The 17,832-nt window shown below is 69.8% G+C and carries 20 protein-coding genes; 10 read left to right on the top strand and 10 right to left on the bottom strand.

Annotation, left to right across the window (positions count from 1 at the left end; genetic code table 11):
• From Amac_RS32830 to kdpF, 3 genes are all read right to left on the bottom strand, one after another.
• On the bottom strand, positions 1-638 hold a 638-nt coding region (locus tag Amac_RS32830), incomplete at its 3' end, for a P-type ATPase actuator domain-containing protein (RefSeq protein WP_444978806.1).
• Between the two features lies 1 nt (position 639).
• Complete coding sequence (gene kdpA / locus Amac_RS32825; RefSeq protein ID WP_155358305.1) at positions 640-2,301, bottom strand: potassium-transporting ATPase subunit KdpA; 1,662 nt, start codon at positions 2,299-2,301, stop codon at positions 640-642.
• Complete coding sequence (gene kdpF / locus Amac_RS32820) at positions 2,301-2,390, bottom strand: K(+)-transporting ATPase subunit F (RefSeq protein ID WP_155346090.1); 90 nt, start codon at positions 2,388-2,390, stop codon at positions 2,301-2,303. The genes kdpA and kdpF overlap by 1 nt, the downstream gene beginning before the upstream one ends.
• A gap of 308 nt (positions 2,391-2,698) precedes the next feature.
• Here kdpF and Amac_RS32815 point away from each other — a divergent pair, with 308 nt between their 5' ends.
• Together Amac_RS32815 and Amac_RS32810 are read left to right on the top strand one after the other, a co-directional pair.
• Positions 2,699-3,142 carry a CBS domain-containing protein gene (locus Amac_RS32815; RefSeq protein WP_155358304.1) on the top strand — a complete coding sequence of 148 codons (444 nt, stop codon included), beginning with the start codon at positions 2,699-2,701 and terminating at the stop codon, positions 3,140-3,142.
• Positions 3,139-4,431, top strand: a complete 1,293-nt coding sequence (locus Amac_RS32810; RefSeq protein WP_155358303.1) for an ArsB/NhaD family transporter — start codon at positions 3,139-3,141, stop codon at positions 4,429-4,431. The genes Amac_RS32815 and Amac_RS32810 overlap by 4 nt, the downstream gene beginning before the upstream one ends.
• A 77-nt stretch (positions 4,432-4,508) precedes the next feature.
• Here Amac_RS32810 and Amac_RS32805 read toward each other — a convergent pair whose 3' ends face one another.
• A complete protein-coding gene (locus tag Amac_RS32805) occupies positions 4,509-4,778 on the bottom strand; it encodes a hypothetical protein (protein ID WP_155358302.1) in 270 nt (89 codons plus the stop codon).
• A gap of 45 nt (positions 4,779-4,823) precedes the next feature.
• On the opposite strand from Amac_RS32805, the gene Amac_RS32800 reads away from it, so the two are divergent.
• Positions 4,824-5,036: a hypothetical protein gene (locus Amac_RS32800; RefSeq protein ID WP_155358301.1), complete on the top strand. Its 213-nt coding sequence runs from the start codon at positions 4,824-4,826 to the stop codon at positions 5,034-5,036.
• A gap of 33 nt (positions 5,037-5,069) precedes the next feature.
• Here Amac_RS32800 and Amac_RS32795 read toward each other — a convergent pair whose 3' ends face one another.
• The 5 genes from Amac_RS32795 to Amac_RS32775 are packed head-to-tail and all read right to left on the bottom strand — an operon-like array spanning position 5,070 to position 9,358.
• Complete coding sequence (locus tag Amac_RS32795) at positions 5,070-5,849, bottom strand: ABC transporter permease (RefSeq protein ID WP_155358300.1); 780 nt, start codon at positions 5,847-5,849, stop codon at positions 5,070-5,072.
• Positions 5,842-6,738: an ABC transporter ATP-binding protein gene (locus Amac_RS32790; protein ID WP_218041430.1), complete on the bottom strand. Its 897-nt coding sequence runs from the start codon at positions 6,736-6,738 to the stop codon at positions 5,842-5,844. The genes Amac_RS32795 and Amac_RS32790 overlap by 8 nt, the downstream gene beginning before the upstream one ends.
• A 42-nt stretch (positions 6,739-6,780) precedes the next feature.
• Positions 6,781-7,650 (bottom strand): metal ABC transporter permease, encoded by an 870-nt coding sequence (locus Amac_RS32785; protein ID WP_155358298.1) that lies wholly within the window; start codon positions 7,648-7,650, stop codon positions 6,781-6,783.
• Entirely contained in the window at positions 7,647-8,441 is a 795-nt protein-coding gene (locus Amac_RS32780) for a metal ABC transporter ATP-binding protein (protein WP_155358297.1), read from the bottom strand. Before Amac_RS32780 ends, Amac_RS32785 begins: the two co-directional genes overlap by 4 nt.
• Positions 8,438-9,358: a metal ABC transporter solute-binding protein, Zn/Mn family gene (locus tag Amac_RS32775; protein WP_155358296.1), complete on the bottom strand. Its 921-nt coding sequence runs from the start codon at positions 9,356-9,358 to the stop codon at positions 8,438-8,440. The genes Amac_RS32780 and Amac_RS32775 overlap by 4 nt, the downstream gene beginning before the upstream one ends.
• Positions 9,359-9,462: 104 nt before the next feature.
• Here Amac_RS32775 and Amac_RS32770 point away from each other — a divergent pair, with 104 nt between their 5' ends.
• The 7 genes from Amac_RS32770 (at position 9,463) to Amac_RS32740 (ending at position 17,105) form a co-directional block, all read left to right on the top strand.
• Entirely contained in the window at positions 9,463-9,891 is a 429-nt protein-coding gene (locus Amac_RS32770; protein ID WP_155358295.1) for a Fur family transcriptional regulator, read from the top strand.
• A 171-nt stretch (positions 9,892-10,062) separates the two neighbouring features.
• Entirely contained in the window at positions 10,063-11,118 is a 1,056-nt protein-coding gene (locus tag Amac_RS32765; RefSeq protein WP_155358294.1) for a LacI family DNA-binding transcriptional regulator, read from the top strand.
• A 155-nt stretch (positions 11,119-11,273) separates the two neighbouring features.
• Positions 11,274-12,236 carry an ABC transporter substrate-binding protein gene (locus tag Amac_RS32760; protein WP_218041428.1) on the top strand — a complete coding sequence of 321 codons (963 nt, stop codon included), beginning with the start codon at positions 11,274-11,276 and terminating at the stop codon, positions 12,234-12,236.
• A gap of 7 nt (positions 12,237-12,243) precedes the next feature.
• Positions 12,244-13,773 (top strand): sugar ABC transporter ATP-binding protein, encoded by a 1,530-nt coding sequence (locus Amac_RS32755; protein WP_155358293.1) that lies wholly within the window; start codon positions 12,244-12,246, stop codon positions 13,771-13,773.
• On the top strand, positions 13,766-14,773 hold the full coding sequence (locus Amac_RS32750) for an ABC transporter permease subunit (RefSeq protein WP_155358292.1): 1,008 nt from the start codon (positions 13,766-13,768) through the stop codon (positions 14,771-14,773). The genes Amac_RS32755 and Amac_RS32750 overlap by 8 nt, the downstream gene beginning before the upstream one ends.
• 32 nt (positions 14,774-14,805) lie before the next feature.
• Entirely contained in the window at positions 14,806-16,155 is a 1,350-nt protein-coding gene (locus tag Amac_RS32745) for a hypothetical protein (RefSeq protein WP_218041427.1), read from the top strand.
• The gene (locus tag Amac_RS32740) at positions 16,152-17,105 is read left to right on the top strand and encodes a carbohydrate kinase family protein (RefSeq protein ID WP_155358290.1); all 954 of its coding nucleotides are present in this window, start codon (positions 16,152-16,154) and stop codon (positions 17,103-17,105) included. The genes Amac_RS32745 and Amac_RS32740 overlap by 4 nt, the downstream gene beginning before the upstream one ends.
• On the opposite strand, the gene Amac_RS32735 is transcribed toward Amac_RS32740, so the two are convergent.
• A complete protein-coding gene (locus Amac_RS32735; RefSeq protein ID WP_155358289.1) occupies positions 17,074-17,832 on the bottom strand; it encodes a carboxymuconolactone decarboxylase family protein in 759 nt (252 codons plus the stop codon). The two genes, Amac_RS32740 and Amac_RS32735, sit on opposite strands and share 32 nt — an antisense overlap.

The following is a 17,832-nucleotide window of genomic DNA, read 5'->3' as shown; positions in this document are numbered from 1 at the left end:
CCCTCGACCAGGGCGATCATCCGGTCGATGAAGCTCTCCCCCGGCTTCTGGGTGATCTGGACGACGATCTGGTCGGACAGCACCCTGGTGCCGCCGGTCACGGCCGAACGGTCGCCGCCGGACTCGCGGATCACGGGGGCGGACTCGCCGGTGATGGCCGACTCGTCGACGCTGGCGATGCCCTCGACCACGTCGCCGTCACCGGGGATGATCTCCCCGGCCTCGACCACCACGAAGTCGCCCTGCCTGAGCTCGGGAGCGCCGACGACGTCCCAGTCCAGCGATGTGCGGCTGTTGAGGCGGCGGGCGGTGGTGTCGCGCTTGGCGGCGCGCAGCGTGGCGGCCTGCGCCTTGCCCCGGCCTTCGGCCACCGCCTCCGCCAGATTGGCGAACACCACCGTCAGCCACAGCCACACCACGATGGCCCAGGCGAAGAACGACGGATCGGCGGCGGCGAGCACGGTGGTGAACAGCGCGCCGATCTCGACGATGAACATGACGGGATTGCGCCAGAGCGTGGCGGGGTTGAGCTTTTTGATCGCGTCGGGCAGCGATTTGATCATCTGCCGCGGGTCGAGGAGGCCGGCGCCGACCTTCTGGGGAGCCCGGCCCGGCGCTTGGAGCACTGGGGTTGACATGTCAGAACAGTCCTTCCGCGATCGGGCCGAGCGCGAGGGCGGGCAGGAACGTCAGGGCGACCAGGATGACCGTCACCCCGGCGACCATGCCGATGAACTGCGGCCGGTGGGTGGGCAGCGTGCCGACCGAGGCCGGGACCGGCGACTGCCTGGCCAGGGAACCGGCCAGCGCCAGCACCAGGACGATCGGCAGGAAGCGGCCCAGCGCCATGCACAGGCCGAGCGTGGTGTTGTGGAAGTCGGTGTTCACGCTGACACCGGCGAACGCCGAGCCGTTGTTGTTGGAGGCGCTGGTGTAGGCGTAGAGGATCTCGGAGAATCCGTGCGGCCCGCTGTTCAGCATGGCCGAGCGGCCGGTCTCGGTGGCCATCGCGACCGCGGTGCCGGCCAGCACCAGGATCGGGGTGACCAGGAAGTACAGGGAGGCCAGCTTCATCTCCCTGGCGCCGATCTTCTTGCCCAGGTACTCGGGGGTGCGGCCGACCATCAGGCCGGCCACGAAGACGGTGATCACGGCCAGGATGAGCATGCCGTACAGGCCCGCGCCGGTGCCGCCGGGGGCGACCTCGCCGAGCAGCATGTTGAAGATCAGCATGCCGCCGCCGAGCGCGGTGTAGGAGTCGTGGAAGGAGTTCACCGAGCCGGTGGAGGTGAGCGTGGTGGAGGAGGCGAACATGGCCGAGTTGGAGACGCCGAAGCGGGCCTCGCGGCCTTCCATCGCCTGGCCGATGGCCTGCGGCACGGTCCCGGCCGAGGACAGCTCGGCCCAGTTGGTCAGCACGACGCTGAGGGTGAAGATGGTCGCCATCACCGCGACGATCGCGTAGCCCTGCCGGTTGTCGCCGACCATCCGGCCGAACGTGCGCGGCAGGCAGAACGAGATCACCAGCAGCAGCAGGATCGTCAGCCAGTTGGTCCAGGCGGCCGGGTTCTCGAACGGGTGCGCCGAGTTGACGTTGAAGATGCCGCCGCCGTTGGTGCCCAGATCCTTGACGGCCTCCTGGGAGGCGACCGCGCCCGGGGTGAAGGTCTGCTCGCCGCCGGTCAGGGTGGTCCACACGTGGTGGTCGCCGAGGGTCTGGATCGCGCCGCCGGCGACCAGGAGCAGCGCGGCCACGAAGGCGATCGGCAGCAGGATCCGGAGGGTGCCGCGGACCAGGTCCACCCAGAAGTTGCCGAGCTGGTCGGTCTTCTTCCTGGCGAAGCCGCGGACCAGGGCGATCGCCACCGACATGCCGACCGCGGCCGAGACGAAGTTCTGCACGGCCAGGCCCGCGGTCTGCACCAGGTGGCCCATCGTGGCCTCGCCCGAGTAGGCCTGCCAGTTGGTGTTGGTGACGAAACTGACCGCGGTGTTCCAGGCGAGCGCCGGGGAGACTGCGTCCATGCCCAGACTGAGGAGAAGGTGGTTCTGCAGGCGCTGCAGGCCGTACAGGAAGAGGATCGAGACGAGTGAGAAGGCCAGCACGCCGCGGGCGTAGACGCCCCAGGTCTGCTCGGCGTCGGCGCGGACGCCGAGCAGGCGGTAGATCCCGCGCTCGACGCGGGAGTGCCGGGTGCCGCTGTAGACGCGGTACATGTAGTCGCCCAGCGGCTTGTACAGCACCGCCAGGGCGAGCAGGAGGGAACCGATGAACAGGATCCCGGCCATGGTGGAGGACATCAGAAACGCTCCGGGAAGAGCAGGGCCACGATCACGAAGATCACCAGGCCGGCGGCCAGGACCAGACCGACGGCGTTGACGGCACTCACAGCCGTTCCACCGCCTTGACGGCGAGCCCGAGGATCACGAACACCGCGACCGTCAGGACGACGAAGATGACGTCAGCCATCCCTACTCCTCAAGTTCCGGACAACATGCTTCGGGCCACCCAGACGGGCGGCCCGATCAGTAGCAAATCGCGATATCCGGGCTGTTTGTCCGCCTTGACGGCTTACCTACGGTTTGGGAGGGAATATTGACGCGATCCATACGGGCGCCCGCGCCTGATAGGTTGTGCTCAGGTGCGCCGGGAAGCCTGGTCGGCAGGTTCTGTTGTCGATCATGAAGGCTGGCGGGCATGCGAGCGCGCGATCTGGTCACCGATTTCCCGAGGGTCACCCCTGACACCCCCGTCGTCGAGGCGGCGCGGCTCCTCGCCACGCACGACCTGCCCGGCCTGATCGTCGTCGACGAGGACGGGCTGCCGGTCAGCATCCTGCCCGGCACCCAAGTGCTGCGCATGGCGGTGCCCGGCTACTGCCAGGACGACCCGGCGCTGGCCGGCGTCATCGACGAGGAGCACGCCGACGCGTTCCTGCGCACGCTGGCCGATCAGCCCGTCCGGGACGCGCTGCCGGCGCGGCCGCGGGAACTGCCCGTCACCGACCCGGACGCCACCGTGCTGGAGATCGCGGCGCTGATGGCGCGCACCCACAGCCCGCTGGTCGCCGTCGTCGGCGACGGGCGCCTGCTGGGCGCCGTCACGCTGAAGACGCTCCTGAACCGGGCGCTCCCGCAGTGACCGTGCTCGCCTGGCTGTCCCTGGCGGTCTTTCTCGCCGCGTACGCGCTGATCGCGACCGAGCGTATCCACCGGGTGGCCGCCGCGCTCGGCGGAGCGGGGATCATGCTGTTGATCCACGCCACCGACGCGGGGGCGGCGTTCTTCGCGGAAGCGACCGGGATCGACTGGAACGTCATCTTCCTGCTGCTCGGGATGATGATCATTGTCGGGGTGCTGAAGCAGACCGGGGTCTTCGAGTATCTGGCCGTCTGGGCCGCCAAGCGGGCGCGCGGGCGGCCGTACCGGCTGATGGTGCTGCTGGTCGTCATCACCGCCGTCGCCTCGGCGCTGCTGGACAACGTCACCACCGTGCTGCTGATCGCGCCGGTCACGTTCCTGGTGTGCGAGCGGCTGGCGTTGCCGGTCGTGCCGTACCTGATCGCGGAGGCGATGTCCGCCAACATCGGCGGCGCCGCCACCCTGGTCGGCGACCCGCCCAACATCATCATCGCCAGCCGGGGCGGGCTGTCGTTCAACGACTTCCTGATCCACATGGCACCGATGATCGTCATTCTGATGATCGTGTTCCTCGGGCTGTGCCGGATCATGTTCCGCAAGTCCTTCACCTACGATCCCGTACGGGCTGCCGAGATCATGCGCCTGGACGAGCGCGAGGCCATCGCCGACCCGCGGCTGCTGCGGCAGAGCCTGGCCGTGCTCGGCCTGGTGACGGCCGCGTTCGTGCTCCACCCGGTGCTGCACTACGAGCCGTCGGTGGTCGCCATCCTGGGCGCCGGGATCCTGGTGGCGGCCACGCCGGTCACCACCGAGCAGGCCCTCGCCGAGGTCGAATGGCCGACGCTGGTGTTCTTCGCCGGCCTGTTCGTGATGGTCGGCGCGCTGGTCGAGACCGGCGTCATCGGCCACGTCTCGCAACTGGCCGTCAACGCCACCGAAGGACGGCTCGGCCTGACCACGATGGTCCTGCTGTGGGCGTCGGCCGGGCTGTCGGCGATCGTGGACAACATCCCCTACGTGGCCTCCATGAGCCCCATCGTCGCCGACCTGGTCCAGGCCAACGGCGGCAACGAGCACGCCCAGGTCCTGTGGTGGGCCCTCGCCTTCGGCGCCGACCTGGGCGGCAACGCCACCGCCGTCGGCGCCGCCGCCAACGTCGTCATCCTCGGCATCGCCGCCCGCAACCGCCACCCGATCAGCTTCTGGGAATTCACCAAGTACGGCCTAATCGTCACCTTCATCACCGTGCTACTGGTAACGCCCTACCTGTGGCTGCGCTACCTGGCCTGACGTCAGCGGCGTCGGGCAGGTCCCGGCGGGGACGCTGGCCAGCAAGGTGGTCCTCGACTTCGTCCCCGCGCATGGCGTCAGGTGCGCGGCTTCTTCCCCTGCTGCCAGCGTTCGATCACCGCGGGCATCTCGGCGAGCAGGTAGGTGTAGAAGTCGCGCATCTCGACCAAGCGGCGCCCGGCCGGGGTGTCCTGGCCCACGACCTCGAGTGCCTCCTCGGCCACCTCGTCCAGCCACATCATGGGCGAGGTCGAGGCGGTCGCCGATCGGGTCGCCATCATCCGCGAAGGCCGCCTCGTCGCGCTGGACACCGTGGCCGGGCTGCGGTCGCAGGCCGTCCGTGACATCGAGATCACCTTCGCCGAACCGGCTTCTACCCCCAGATCGCAGGCATGGCAATGGCCGAGGCGGTGGCGAACTTCCCCGAGGCGTTGCGGGAAGCCTCCCAAGGCCTGAAGTACCTGTCTCCCTTCCACTACTACATCGGCGGCGAACCGCTCAAGAACGGCATGCAGTGGGCCGACGCGAGCATCCTGATCGCCATCTCGGCGGTCCTGGTCGCAGTCGGGCTCGCCCGCTTCAATCGCCGCGACATCACCTCCTGACCCCGTGGCTGCGGGACCGACCCATTCACCCCGTCAGCGATTGTGGTCCGCCCGCCGCCACCAGGCCGCGGTCGCGAGCACCCCGCCGATCCCGACCGCGAGGACCAGCAGGTAGCCGACCAGGCCGGGCGGGTCCTGGTCGGGACCGGCGATTCCGGCGTACAGGCCGGGGACGGACAAGGGGAAGTAGGCTCCGAAGCCGAGGGCGGCGATGACCTGAGCGCAGAACAGCATGACGAACATGACCCCGACGGCAGCAAGGTAGCCGCGGCCGACGCTGGCGGCCAGCGACAGCGGTGTGGTGAGCAGGAGAGTCAGCGCGGCGGTGACCAGAATGCGGCCGATTCCCGCCATCGCGGTCTGGGACGACCAGCCCGACAGGCCGAGCATCGCGCCGATGAGCAGGCCCAGCACGGCCACCTGTACGGCCAGCAGCATGGCCCAGCCGGCGGCGAGGCCGAATTTGGCACCCACGATCACCGTGCGAGAAGTGGGCAGGGCGAGCAGATCCTTGGCTGTATGGTCGCTGAACTCGCGGCCGAACAGCCAGATGCCGGTGATCCCGTAGATCAGCAGGCCGCCGACGCTGACGGCCTGGGCCAGCAGGGCAAGGTAGCCGGGCCAGTCGGCGCTGGCACCACTGAGCTGGGCCTTGCCGCCGATCAGCCCGAGGGCCCGGGCCCGGGCGAGGTCTTGCAGGATGAATATGAACAGCCCGCACACGGTCGCGGTGACGGCGAAGGCCAGGGCGGTAAGCCAGGGCAGGCGGCTGCGCCGCACCTTGAGCAGTTCGGCCCACAGGGCTTCACGCATCGTCGGCTCCGACCATGCGCAGGAAATAGGTCTCCAGGTCCTCTTCCTCCACAACCAGCTTGATGGGCGGATTCCCCGACTGGACGAGCAGAGTGGCCACCTCCTCGGGCCGGGCGGTGGCGCGTTCGCCGGTGAGCCGCAGATCCGGGGTTGGCTGGTAGCCGTGGGCTTGGAGTACCGCGTGGGCTTTGGTGTCGTCGCGGGTGGCCACGCTCAGGCGGCGCCGCAGGCGCTCGTCCAGGTTGCCGGCGTCGAGTTCCTGGATCAGGCGGCCCTGGTGGATGATGCCGACGCGGGTGGCCAGGCGGGCGACCTCGGCAAGCAGGTGGCTGGACAGGAATACCGTGGTGCCGTGCTCGCTGGCCAGTTCGGCCAGCAGGGTGCGGATTTCCACGACACCCGCCGGGTCCAGACCGTTGACGGGCTCGTCCAGGATGAGCAGGTCAGGCCGGTGAAGGAGCGCTTTGGCCAGGGCGAGGCGTTGCAGGTTGCCCATGGACAGGGAGCGGGCGCGCCGGTCGGCGTACTCGGTGAGCGCGAGACGGTCGATGACCTCGTCGGTGGAGCCGGGCAGTCGGCGTAGCCGAGCGACGACCTGCAGGTTCTCCCGCACGGTCAGTTCCGGGTAGGCGGCAGGGCCCTCCACCAGGTAGCCGGTCCTGGCCCACGCCGAGCGCTCACCGGCGGAGACCGCAGCGCCCAGGACGTTCACCGTTCCGCCGGTAGGAGCGATCATGCCAAGCAGCATGCGGATCAGCGTCGTCTTGCCCGCGCCGTTGAGGCCCAGCAGGGCGTAGATCTGCCCCGGGTCGACCCGTAGCGAGACCTCGTCGACCGCGAGGACCTGGCGGTAGCGCTTGGTCAGTCCGGCAGCCTCGATCGTGGACACGGGCTCACTCTCTCCCAGATCCGCGACCATCGGTAGGTTCGGTCACTGAGATTCGGTAACCGGTCGAGCCCTTCGAGTGGCGCGTGACCCGCCGATGACCCGGCAGCCCAGGTAGAGGGCGAAGGAGATGGTCGTGACGTACGGGCTGATCGGGATGCTGCTGCCCAGGGCGAGCAGGATGCCGCCCACCACCGAGGTGACGGCGAACAGGACGCTGAGCAGGGTGACCCGGACCGGGGAGGCGGTGAGCCGCATGGCCGCGGCGGCGGGGGTGACCAGCAGGGCCAGGACCAGTAGGGCGCCGACGACCTGGATGGAGACGGCTACCGAGAGGCCGAGGAGCACCATGAAGATGGGTGACAGAATGCGGACGGGAACGCCTCTGGCGGCGGCGACCTCGGGATCGAGGCTGGCGAAGACCAGGGGGCGCCACACCACGGCTAGGCCGAGGAGGACCACGGCGGAGGTGCCGACCAGCCAGCTCATCTGGACGGTGTCCACGGCCACGATCTGGCCGGTGAGCAGGCCGAACTTGTTCGCGGCACGGCCTTTGTAGAGGGCCAGGAACAGTACGCCGAGGCCGAGGCCGAAGGGCATGAGCACTCCGATGACCGAATTGCGATCCCTTGCTCGTACGCCTAACGCGCCGATGATCAACGCTGCCACGATCGATCCGGCGAGGGAACCCGCGGCGACGTTCACGCCGATCAGGAGTGCCGCCGAGGCGCCCGCGAAGGACAGTTCGGCGATGCCGTGTACGGCGAAGGCGAGGTCGCGCATCATGACGAAGGTGCCGATGACGCCGCCGACCAGCCCCAGGACGGCTCCGGCGATCAGCGAGTTGCGGACCAGGACGAGGAGTTCGCCGTAGTTGTCGAAGTTGAAGAGCTGTTGCCAGATGTCGCCGGTCATGCCGAGGGTTCTCCGCCGTGGTCGTGGGAACCGGGGGCGCCGACGAGTCTGCCGTTGACGTGGAGGACTTCGACCGGGCTTCCGTACAGGCCGGACAGGCTCGCGGAGGTCATCACTTCTGCGGGAGTGCCGAAGCGGAATCGGCCCTCGGCTAGGTAGAGCACGCGGTCTGCCATCTCCAGGATGGGGTTGATCTCGTGGGTGACGAACACCACCGTGGTGTCGTGGGAGCGCCGCCGGTCGTTGACCAGGCCGGCGACCACCTTCTGATGGTGCAGGTCCAGCGACAGCAAGGGTTCGTCGCAGAGCAGGAGGGCGGGGTCGGTGGCCAGGGCCTGCGCGACGCGGAGCCGTTGCAGCTCGCCGCCCGAGAGCAGGGCGAGCGGGCGGTCGGCGAATGCCGTGGCGCCTACCGCTTCCACCAGTTCGTCCACTTGGCGGCGGAGGTTGCCGATGGGCAGGCCCCAGCGGTGGCCGTCCAGGCCCAGCCGGATCAGGTCGCGGCCCCGCAGCGGTGTTTGCGGAGCTACCGCCCGATGTTGCGGGATGTAGCCGAGCAGGGGGCTGCCCCGGCGGGGTGGCCGTCCTTCGATCAGCAGGGTGCCCGCGGTCAGGCGCTGCTGTCCGAGCAGAACGCGCAGGAAGCTGGTCTTGCCCGAGCCGTTCGGGCCGAGGACGGCGACGAACTCGCCCCGGCCCAGCTCCAGGTCCAGTCCCTGCCACAGGATCCGGTCGCCGAAGGCGAGCTCCGCGCCGCTGAGACTGATCACCGTGTCAGTGGTGACCGTCATGGGATGAGAGCGGCCTGGAGGGCGTCGAGGGTGGCCGTCATCCAGCCGACGTAGTCCTTGCCTTCCGTCAGGGTCTCGGTGACCGGGACCACCGCGACGCCGTTGTCGGCCGCCGCCTTCTTCAGCTGCTCGGTCTGCGGGCCACTGGTCTGCTCGTTGTAGACCAGCGCCTCCACCTTCTTGCCGGTGAACAGCGCGATCGTCTCGGCCAGCACCTGCGGGGAGACGTCGTCGCCTTCCTCGATGGCCTCGCTGAACTCCTCTGGGGTGAGGTTCTTGAGCCCGGCGGCCTCCAGCAGGTAGACCGGGACCGGCTCGGTGATCGCCACCGCGGTGCCGCCCGCCTGAGCCGCGATCGTGGCCGTACGGTCCTCCAGGGGCTTGAGCTTCTGCTTGAAGGCGTCGGCGTTGGCCGTGAAGGCGGCGGCGGAGGCGGGGTCGGCCTTGGCCAGGGCGGCGGAGATCTGATCGGCGATCTTGGCGACGGACGGCAGGTCGTACCAGACGTGCTCGTTGAGCTCCCCGCCGGCGGGGGCCGTCCTGCCCGAGACGGTGACGGCGTTGACGACCTCGGCGGCGGTGTTGCCGCTCGACTTGAGCATGGTGTCGACGAAGTCGTCGTACCCGCCGCCGTTCTCGACGACCACCCTGGCCTTGGAGAGGGCAAGCTGGTTCTGGGTGTTGGCCTCGTAGGAATGCGGGTCCTGGCCGGGGTCGGAGATGATCGAGGTCACCTCGACCCTGTCCCCGCCCACCTGCTTGACGATGTCGCCGTACACGTTGGTGGAGGCGACGACGGTGATGGGCTCGGGAGCCGCGGCGGAGGATCCGGTCGTGGCCGCCGGAGTCGCGGCGCCGCCGCATCCGGCCAGCAGCAGGGCAAGGGCGCAGAGCGCGGCAAAGCGCAGGGGATGCATGCCGGGCCTTCCTAGATCAGTAACGGTTTTCATTTCAACCTGGTGCTTTCGTGGACAACCATGTAGAAAACGAAAACCATTGTCAAGCTGCGACGGTGACCGACATGCCCGAAATATTGCGATGGCACGCCCAGCTCAGCGGGGCCGGCGTCCGAGCGACAAGGAAGCGCGTGCAGGTACTGGAGGTGCTCATCGCCGAGCCCCGGCCGATCACCGCCCGCCAACTGCACGCCGAACTACTCAACCGAGGCGAGCCGATCGGCCTGACCACCGTGTACCGCGCCGTCTCCTCACTCGTCGACGCCGGCCTCGTACACGCCTTCACCCAGGCCGGAGAGGCGACCTACCGGGTCTGCGGCCCCACCCGCCACCACCACCTGATCTGCCGATCCTGCGGCCTGGTCCTGGAACAGACGGCCGAACCCCGCACGGACGGCTTCGAGGTCGAGGCGGTGTACGGCGTCTGCGCCCCCTGCGCGCGACGAGCGCTACCGGAGCAGCAGCGCGACCAGCCACACCGCCCTCGCCCTTGACCGGGACCGCACACAATGAGTGACCTCTCCTTGGGGCTGGGCGGATTGTGAGGTTGTGGATACGCCCTATTGACGCGCAGGTCACCGGCACCTAGCATCACCCTAATCGTTTAGGAAGGCAGGGCCTGAGCGAGAGCGGTTCCGCGAACCTAATCGTTTAGGAGGTCCTTGGTGGCACGGAAGCCAACTCTTCGTGACGTGAGCCGGGCGGCGGGGCTGTCGGTCTACACGGTGTCCCGCGCCCTCAGCAACGGCGACGACGTGTCCGCGGCGAGCCGGGCGCTGGTGCTGAAGGTCGCGCGCGAGCTTGGCTATGTGCCCAACCGGGCGGCGCAGGAGCTGCGCAAGAACACGCGCAGCTCGGTCGCGGTGGTCACTGCCAGCACCTCCAACTACTACTACATCGACCTGATGAAGGGCATCCAGCGCACGTTGCGCCTGTCCGACCGGACCGCGATCGTGGCCGACATCGCGGCCGAGGGCGTCTACACGCCCGAGCTGGAGGACGCGACCATCCAGGACCTGATCCAGTCACGCACCGCCGGAGTGATCGCCACCCTCACGCTCGCCCCGCACAACATGAAACTGCTCGAAGACTGGGACATCCCCGTCGTCTTCGTGGACTCGATCCCGCACGAGTCGGCGACCCGGGTCCCGAGCATCACGACCGACAACTTCTCCGCGAGCATGAAGGTCGGCGCCCACCTGGGCGAGCACCGCTACAGCGACTGGCTGTTCCTGGTCTACCCGGCGCGCTGGTCCACCCGCGCGGAGCGCGAGCGCGGCATCCGCGCGGCGGCGCTGAAGTACGGCGCCGATATCGAGGTGTTAGAAAGTGAAAACGATGTTGAGTCCGCCTACGCCACGCTGACGGCCTATCTTGACGCCCCTGGCCGCGCCCTGCCCCGGGCCATCATCGCGGGCAACAACCCGATGCTGCACGGAGCCCTGCGCGTGCTGCGCGCCAGAGGCGTGCGGATACCGGACGAGGTCGCGGTCGTCGCCTTCGACGAGTTCGCCTGGGCCGAGCTGCTGGATCCCCCGCTGACCGTGCTGAACGAGGACAGCGAGACCATCGGCGTCATCGCGGCGCAGACGCTCACGCGGATCGTCGACGACCAGATCAAGGCCGAGTTGCGGGGTGACCCTTCCACCCCGGTCTACCGGCCGGAAGACCGCCGCCAGCTCAGCTCCGATCTCGTCGTCAGGAGATCGTGCGGCTGCTGACCCGCACCCCCGGACCGTACGCGATCACCCCCTGACAGTCCGCTCCCCCGCTGCGGGGGCGGCTCACGATGCCACCTGCCCTCTCACCGTGACCGATGGTGATCATCCCGCTACCGGTCCCGCGCACCTTTGTAATGCAAGAGGAGAGATTCGAAATGCAGTTCACCCCCCGATGCCGCCACGCGCTCGCCACTACCACCGCCGCCGTCACGATGCTGGGCCTCACCGCCTGTACGTCCGGCGAGGTCGAGGCCGGCGGGACCCCGCAGAAGATCGAGCAGATCGGCCTGATGGTCCAGGACATGTCAAACCCGTTCTTCTCCGCCATGGACAAGGGCGCCAAAGAGGCCGCCGCGAAGATCGGGGCCACCGAGAACACCCAGGACGCGCAGCTCGACCTGGCCAACCAGAACAACCAGATCGACGCGTTCATCCAGCAGGGCGTCGACCTGATCGTGATCAGCGCCGTGGACGAGAACGGCATCGAGCCCGCGATCGCCCGCGCCAAGCAGGCCGGCGTCATCGTCATCGCCGTCGACACCCCGGCCAAGGGCGCGGACGCCGTCATCATGACCGACGCCGTGCAGGCAGGCGAGAAGTCGTGCGACTACCTGTTCAAGGAGATGGCCGGCACGGGCAACGTCCTGCTCGTGGACGGCACGCCGATCCAGACGATCCGCGACCGCATCGCCGGGTGCAAGAACGTGCTGAAGAACTATCCGGGCATCAAGGTCGTGGGCCAGCAGGCGTCCAAGAACGACCGCGCCTCGGGGCTGGCCGTCACCACGGACATGCTGACCGCCTCCCCGGACGTCCAGGGCATCTTCGGCATGAACGACCCCTCCGCGCTGGGCGCCGTCCTGGCGGTGGAGCAGGCGGGCAAGTCCACGCAGGTGAAGGTCACCGGCGTGGACGGCAGCCCGGAGGCCGTGGCCGAGCTGCTCCGCTCGGGCTCGCCCTTCATCGGCACCGCCACCCAGAACCCGGCCGAGATGGTACGCCGTGCCGTGCAGGTGGCGCAGGACATCATCGCCAAGAAGCCGCCGGCGCAGCAGACCATTCTCATCCCGAGCGAACTCGTCACCCGCGACAACGTCAATGAGTACCAGGGCTGGTAGTGGCGCGATGAGCGTACCCGGCGTACGGCCGCTGCTGCGGCTGGAGGGCGTGACCAAGCGCTTCGGCTCCACGCTCGCGCTCGACGGCGTGGACTTCGACCTGCGTGCCGGCGAGATCCACGCCCTGATGGGCGAGAACGGCGCCGGGAAGTCCACGCTGATGAAGATCCTCGCGGGGAACATCCAGCGCGACTCGGGCCGGATCCTGCTGGACGGCGCGGAGGTCGAGATCCGCTCCCCCGCCGAGGCGAAGGCGCACGGCATCGCGATCATCCACCAGGAGCTGAACACGGTGCCGGCGATGACGGTCGCGGAGAACCTGGCGCTCGGCCGGGAACCGCGCAACCGGTACGGCGCCCTCGACCGGCGGGCGATGCTCGATTCCGCCCACGAGAAGCTCGCGCGGATCGGGGCGGGGATCGACCCGCGCCGCGAGCTGGGCGAGCTGAGCGTCGGCATGCAGCAGCTGGTGGAGATCGCCCGCGCGGTCAGCGAGGACGCGCGGATCCTGGTGCTCGACGAGCCCACCGCGGCGCTCTCCCAGGGCGAGGCCCTGCACCTGTACGACGTCATCGAGGAGATGCGCGCGGCGGGCGCCGCCCTGGTCTACATCTCCCACCGGATGGAGGAGGTCTGGCGGCTCGCGGACCGGGTGACCGTCTTCCGTGACGGCAGGTACGTCGCGACCCGGGACCGGGCCGAGATCACCCCTCCCGACGTCGTGTCCATGATGGTGGGCCGCGACCTCGACGACCTCTACCACCGAGGGCCGCGTACGCCGGGCGCGGTCGTGCTCGACGTACGCGACCTGACCGGCGGCGGCCGGGTCGGGCCCGTCAGCCTCCAGGTGCGGGCCGGCGAGGTGGTCTGCCTGGCCGGGCTGGTGGGAGCCGGCCGCACCGAGGTGGCCCGGATGATCTTCGGCGCGGACCGGGCCCTCGGCGGCACGGTGACCGTCAACGGCGCCCCCGTCACCGCGACCGGCCCCAGGCGGGCGATCGCGGCGGGAATCGCCATGGTCCCCGAGAGCCGCAAGGAGCAGGCGCTGTTCCTCGACCACTCGGTGGAGGACAACATCGCACTCGGCTCGCTGGAGCGCTTCGGCGGCGCCGGCGTGCTCAGGCGCGGCCGCATCCGGGGCGCGGTCAAGGTCCAGATGCGCCGGCTCCGGCTGCGCCTGTCCGCCCTGGGCCGGCCGGCCGGGGAGCTGTCCGGCGGCAACCAGCAGAAGGCGGTGCTCGCGCGCTGGCTCATGCGGGACGCGGACGTGCTGATCCTGGACGAGCCGACCCGGGGCGTCGACATCGGTGCCAAGAGCGAGATCTACGAGATCGTCGCCGAGCTGGCGGCGGCCGGCAAGGCCGTGCTGGTCGTCTCGTCCGACCTGCCGGAGGCCATCGGCATCAGCGACCGGATCCTCGTCATGCGCGAGGGCCGCGTCGTGCGCGAGCTGGACTCGCGCACCGCGACCGAACAGGACGTGATGCTCCACGCCACGGGAACCCTGGCGCGGACGGCTGGAGGACCGAATGACTGATCACACGATCGCCGGCGAGCGCCACGAGACCGCGTGGCGCTCGCCGGAGCGCGGGCCGGGGTTCGCGTACTGGTGGGACCGGCTGGGCATCGTCGCCGTCCTGATCGTGCTGGTGGCGCTGATGGCCGTGATCGCCCCCAATTTCGCCACCGTCGACAATCTGCTCAACATCGCGCGGTCGATCTCCATCAACGCGATCCTGGCCGCGGGCATGACCTTCGTCATCCTCACCGCCGGCATCGACCTGTCGGTGGGCTCGATCGTGGCCGTGTCGGGGGTCGTGGCGGTCCTGTCCGCCGTTGCGGACGTCCCGGCGCCGCTCGCCATCGTGGCCGGGGTCCTGGCCGGGGCAGTGGCGGGGCTGCTGAACGGGCTGCTCACGTCGTACCTGGCGCTCGCCGCGTTCATCGTCACCCTGGGCACGATGACCTGCCTGCGCGGGCTGGCGTACACGATGACGGACGGGCAGCCGATCGTGTCCAACACGCTGAACTTCCGCGACATCGGCAACGGCTACATGCTCGGCGTCCCGGTGCCGGTGGTGGTCATGGCCGTCGTCTATCTTGTCGCCTGGTTCCTGCTGGAGCGCACCAGGTACGGCCGGCACGTGTACGCGGTCGGCGGGAACGCCGAGGCCGCCCGGCTCGCGGGCGTGAACGTCCGGGCCGTCACGACCTCGGTGTACGTGCTGGCCGGCGCCTGCGCGGGCCTGGCCGGTGTCATCTTCGCCGCGCGCGTGGTGTCGGCGCAGCCCACGGCGGGCACCGGATACGAGCTGGACGCCATCGCCGCGGTCGTCCTCGGGGGCACGAGCCTCATGGGCGGGCGCGGCCGGATCCTCGGCACGCTGGTCGGCTCGATCATCCTCGGCGTGCTCAGCACCGGGCTGATCCTGATGAACGTCCCCTTCTTCACCCAGCTGCTCGTCAAGGGCGTCGTCATCATCCTCGCCATCGGGATCGACAGCCTGAAACGGCGCCCGCTGCGCCTGTCCCGATGACCCGCCACTCACCCGAAAAGAAAGGACGGACCTTGGCTCCGCCTACTGTCGTCGTCAGCGACGTCGTACCAGGTCGCCGCGTGTGCGAACCGGTGATCTTCACCGTCGAGGGGGATCTCGGCGGCGACCTGTGGCTCGCCAGAACCGGCGCCGGGGACGAGGTGACCTGCCAGCGGCTCGCCTCCCGGTCCGCGCCTGGACGGACCACCTTCGCCGCCGTCGTCACCTTCGAGAAGCGGGTGGAGCTGACCCTGACAGGCCCGGCGGGGGAACCGCGCGGCGGGATCCGCGAAGGCCGGACGCGTGAACCGGACGCGTTCGTCCGGCTGGACACGGGCTACTTCGACCTGGAGATGTGCACCGGCACGGCCGGCGGCACCGGCTCCTCCAAGTGGGGGCTGCGCCACTTCGGCGCCGTCGCGGAGGGCGTGGACCTGCTCCCGTCCGGCGACAACGCGATTGGCGGGTTCTACGGGCCGTTCTTCACCCCGGAGAACGGGCTGATCAACCCGCCCGAGCACACCACCGTGGCCGTCGAGGTGGTGGAGCGGGGCCCGGTCATGCACCACTACCGGATGCACGGGACCGTGCCCGACGGCCTGCTCGACGAGCTGAAGGGCAAGCGGTTCGCCATCGACTGGATCTTCACGTACGGCACCCCGTACTTCACCCGGGTCTACCACGTGGACGACTTCCAGACCGTCGTCAACGGCAGGTCGGTCACCAACAAGATCACGGTCGGCGACGAGTTCGAGGGCGGCCAGGGCGAGCTGCTCTTCGACCGGTTCGCGGCCTATGGCGGCACCCGCTACCGGGCGGGCGACCCGTACGCCGAGGAACTGGTCACCATGGTCGCGGCGACCATGGCCGCCCCCAGGCGCGGCGCCGCGCCGAAGTTCGAGGAGTTCCGGCGGCTGCTGACCGGCGACATGCGGTCCGCGCACTGGGATCTCTACTGGCGCCTGTTCTGCGCCTGGGAGGGGGCGCTGGACGACGAGGAGATCCGGGAGCGGCTCGCCCGCGTACGTGCCGCCGCCCATGTACGCGCCGACCTGCCGGACCGCGTCTGGACGCTGGCCGGCGAGCCGGTCGAGGTGTCCGCCGTCCCGGACGAGACCATCTTCCCGGGGCCGGCGTCGAAGACGGCGGAGTTCCACACCGGGACGGGCCGGGCGATGGTCTGGTGGACCTCGGCACCGTCGGGCGCCTTCCAGATCGTGCAGCGCCGCCAGTCCGGCTGGGTCAACTGGGGGACCAACGGCGAGAACGAGTGCCCGGAGCTCCCGGTGGGCGTGGAGATCAAGACCGCGTACGGGATGTTCCGCGACACCTGGGCGGACGTCGCCGACCAGCTCGCCACCCCGCCGCAGGTGACGCGGTGATCACCGTCGTCGGCGAGTCGGTCGTGGACCTGGTCAGCCAGGACGGCGGCCGGTCCTACATCGCCCACCCCGGCGGGAGCCCGCTCAACGTCGCGATCGGGCTCGCCCGGCTCGGCCGGCCCACCGCGTTCGTGGCCCGCCTCTCCGGCGGCACGCCCGGACAGCTGCTGCGCGAGCACGCCAGGGCGAACGGCGTGGACCTGAGCTGGTCGGTCCCGGCACGGGAACCGGCCACCCTCGCGCTCGTCCAGATCGACGAGGCGCGGCAGCCCACCTACGACCTGTACGTCGAGGGCACCGCGGATTGGCAGTGGCAGGACGCCGAACCTCGCCTTCCGCCGCGGACGCGCGTGGTCCACGCCGGGTCGCTGGCCGCGTGGACGCCTCCCGGCGGGGACCGGATCGCCGTGGCCCTCGCGCGAGCGCGGACCGAGGACGGCATGCTCGTCAGCTTCGACCCCAACGTCCGCCCGGCCCTGCTCGGCGACCCGGCCGCGGCCCGTCCGCTGGTCGAGCGGTACCTGGCGATCGCGCACGTGGTCAAGGCGAGCGAGGAGGACCTGCGCTGGCTCTACCCCGGCGAGGAGCCGGTCCAGGCGGCGGCGCGGTGGCTGGCCGCCGGGCCGGACCTCGTGGTGGTCACGCGCGGGGGCGAAGGCTGCGCCGGTCTGACCCGAGGAGGCGACGTCGTACGCCGACCGGCCCTGGGGACGCACGTCGAGGACACGGTCGGCGCGGGAGACGCCTTCACCGCCGGCCTGCTGGACGCCCTGGTGCGCGACGGCCACGCCGACCCGCGCTCGATCCGCGACCTGCCGGGCGCGGCCTTGGCCGGCGTCCTCGACCACGCCGCCACGGTGGCCGCGCTCACCTGCGAGCGCGCCGGAGCGGACCCGCCCACCCGTGAAGCGGTGGCCGTCAGGGCCGGTGCGCGGCGAGTTCCTCGGTGAGGATGGGGGCCGCGACGGTGGCGGCGTGGATGCCGATGACGCTGACGATGGCCAGGACTTCCATGATTTCTTCGGGGGTGGCGCCGAGGCCGATCGCGTTGCGGATGTGGAGTTTGAGGCCGGGGGCGTACAGGTGGGTGGCGGAGGCGTCGAAGGCGATGTAGACGAATTCCTTGATCTTCGGGGGGAGGGCGCCGGTGGTCCAGGGGACGCTGGAGAAGTCGAGGTAGGCCTCGAAGAGGTCGGGGTCGAGTTCCAGCAGGCCGTCCCAGAAGGTGTGCCAGTAGCCGCGGCGTTCGGTGAAGGATGCCTTCAGTGACTGTCTGCGCTCGTCGAGGGGGGTGGGGGCGGTGCGCAGGCCTTCTTCCTCCAGGACTTCCAGGAGGAGGGGGACGCCGATGTTGGCGGCGTGGATGCCGAGGGTGCTGGTCAGCTCCAGGACCTCCATGATCTCCTCGGCGGTGGCGCCGTGGGACAGGGCGGCGCGGATGTGCTGGCGGATGCCGGGTGTGTAGAGGTGGGTGGCGGCGGCGTCGGCCGCGATGTAGATGAACTCCTTGACCACGGGGGGCAGGATGTCCCTGCGCCAGGGCACCGACGACAGGCGCAGGTAGGACTCCAGGAAGGCGGGGTCGAGCCGCAGGATGCTCTCCCATGCCTCCCCCCACGTGCCGCGGACCCGCGTGAACTCGTCCTTGATCTCCTGCTGGCGTGGCGTGAGCGCCAT

The sequence above is a fragment of the Acrocarpospora macrocephala genome (assembly GCF_009687865.1).
GTDB classification, from domain to species: domain Bacteria; phylum Actinomycetota; class Actinomycetes; order Streptosporangiales; family Streptosporangiaceae; genus Acrocarpospora; species Acrocarpospora macrocephala.
The sequence above is the reverse complement of the archived record's forward strand: the minus strand, read 5'-3'. Positions and strand labels throughout refer to the sequence as shown.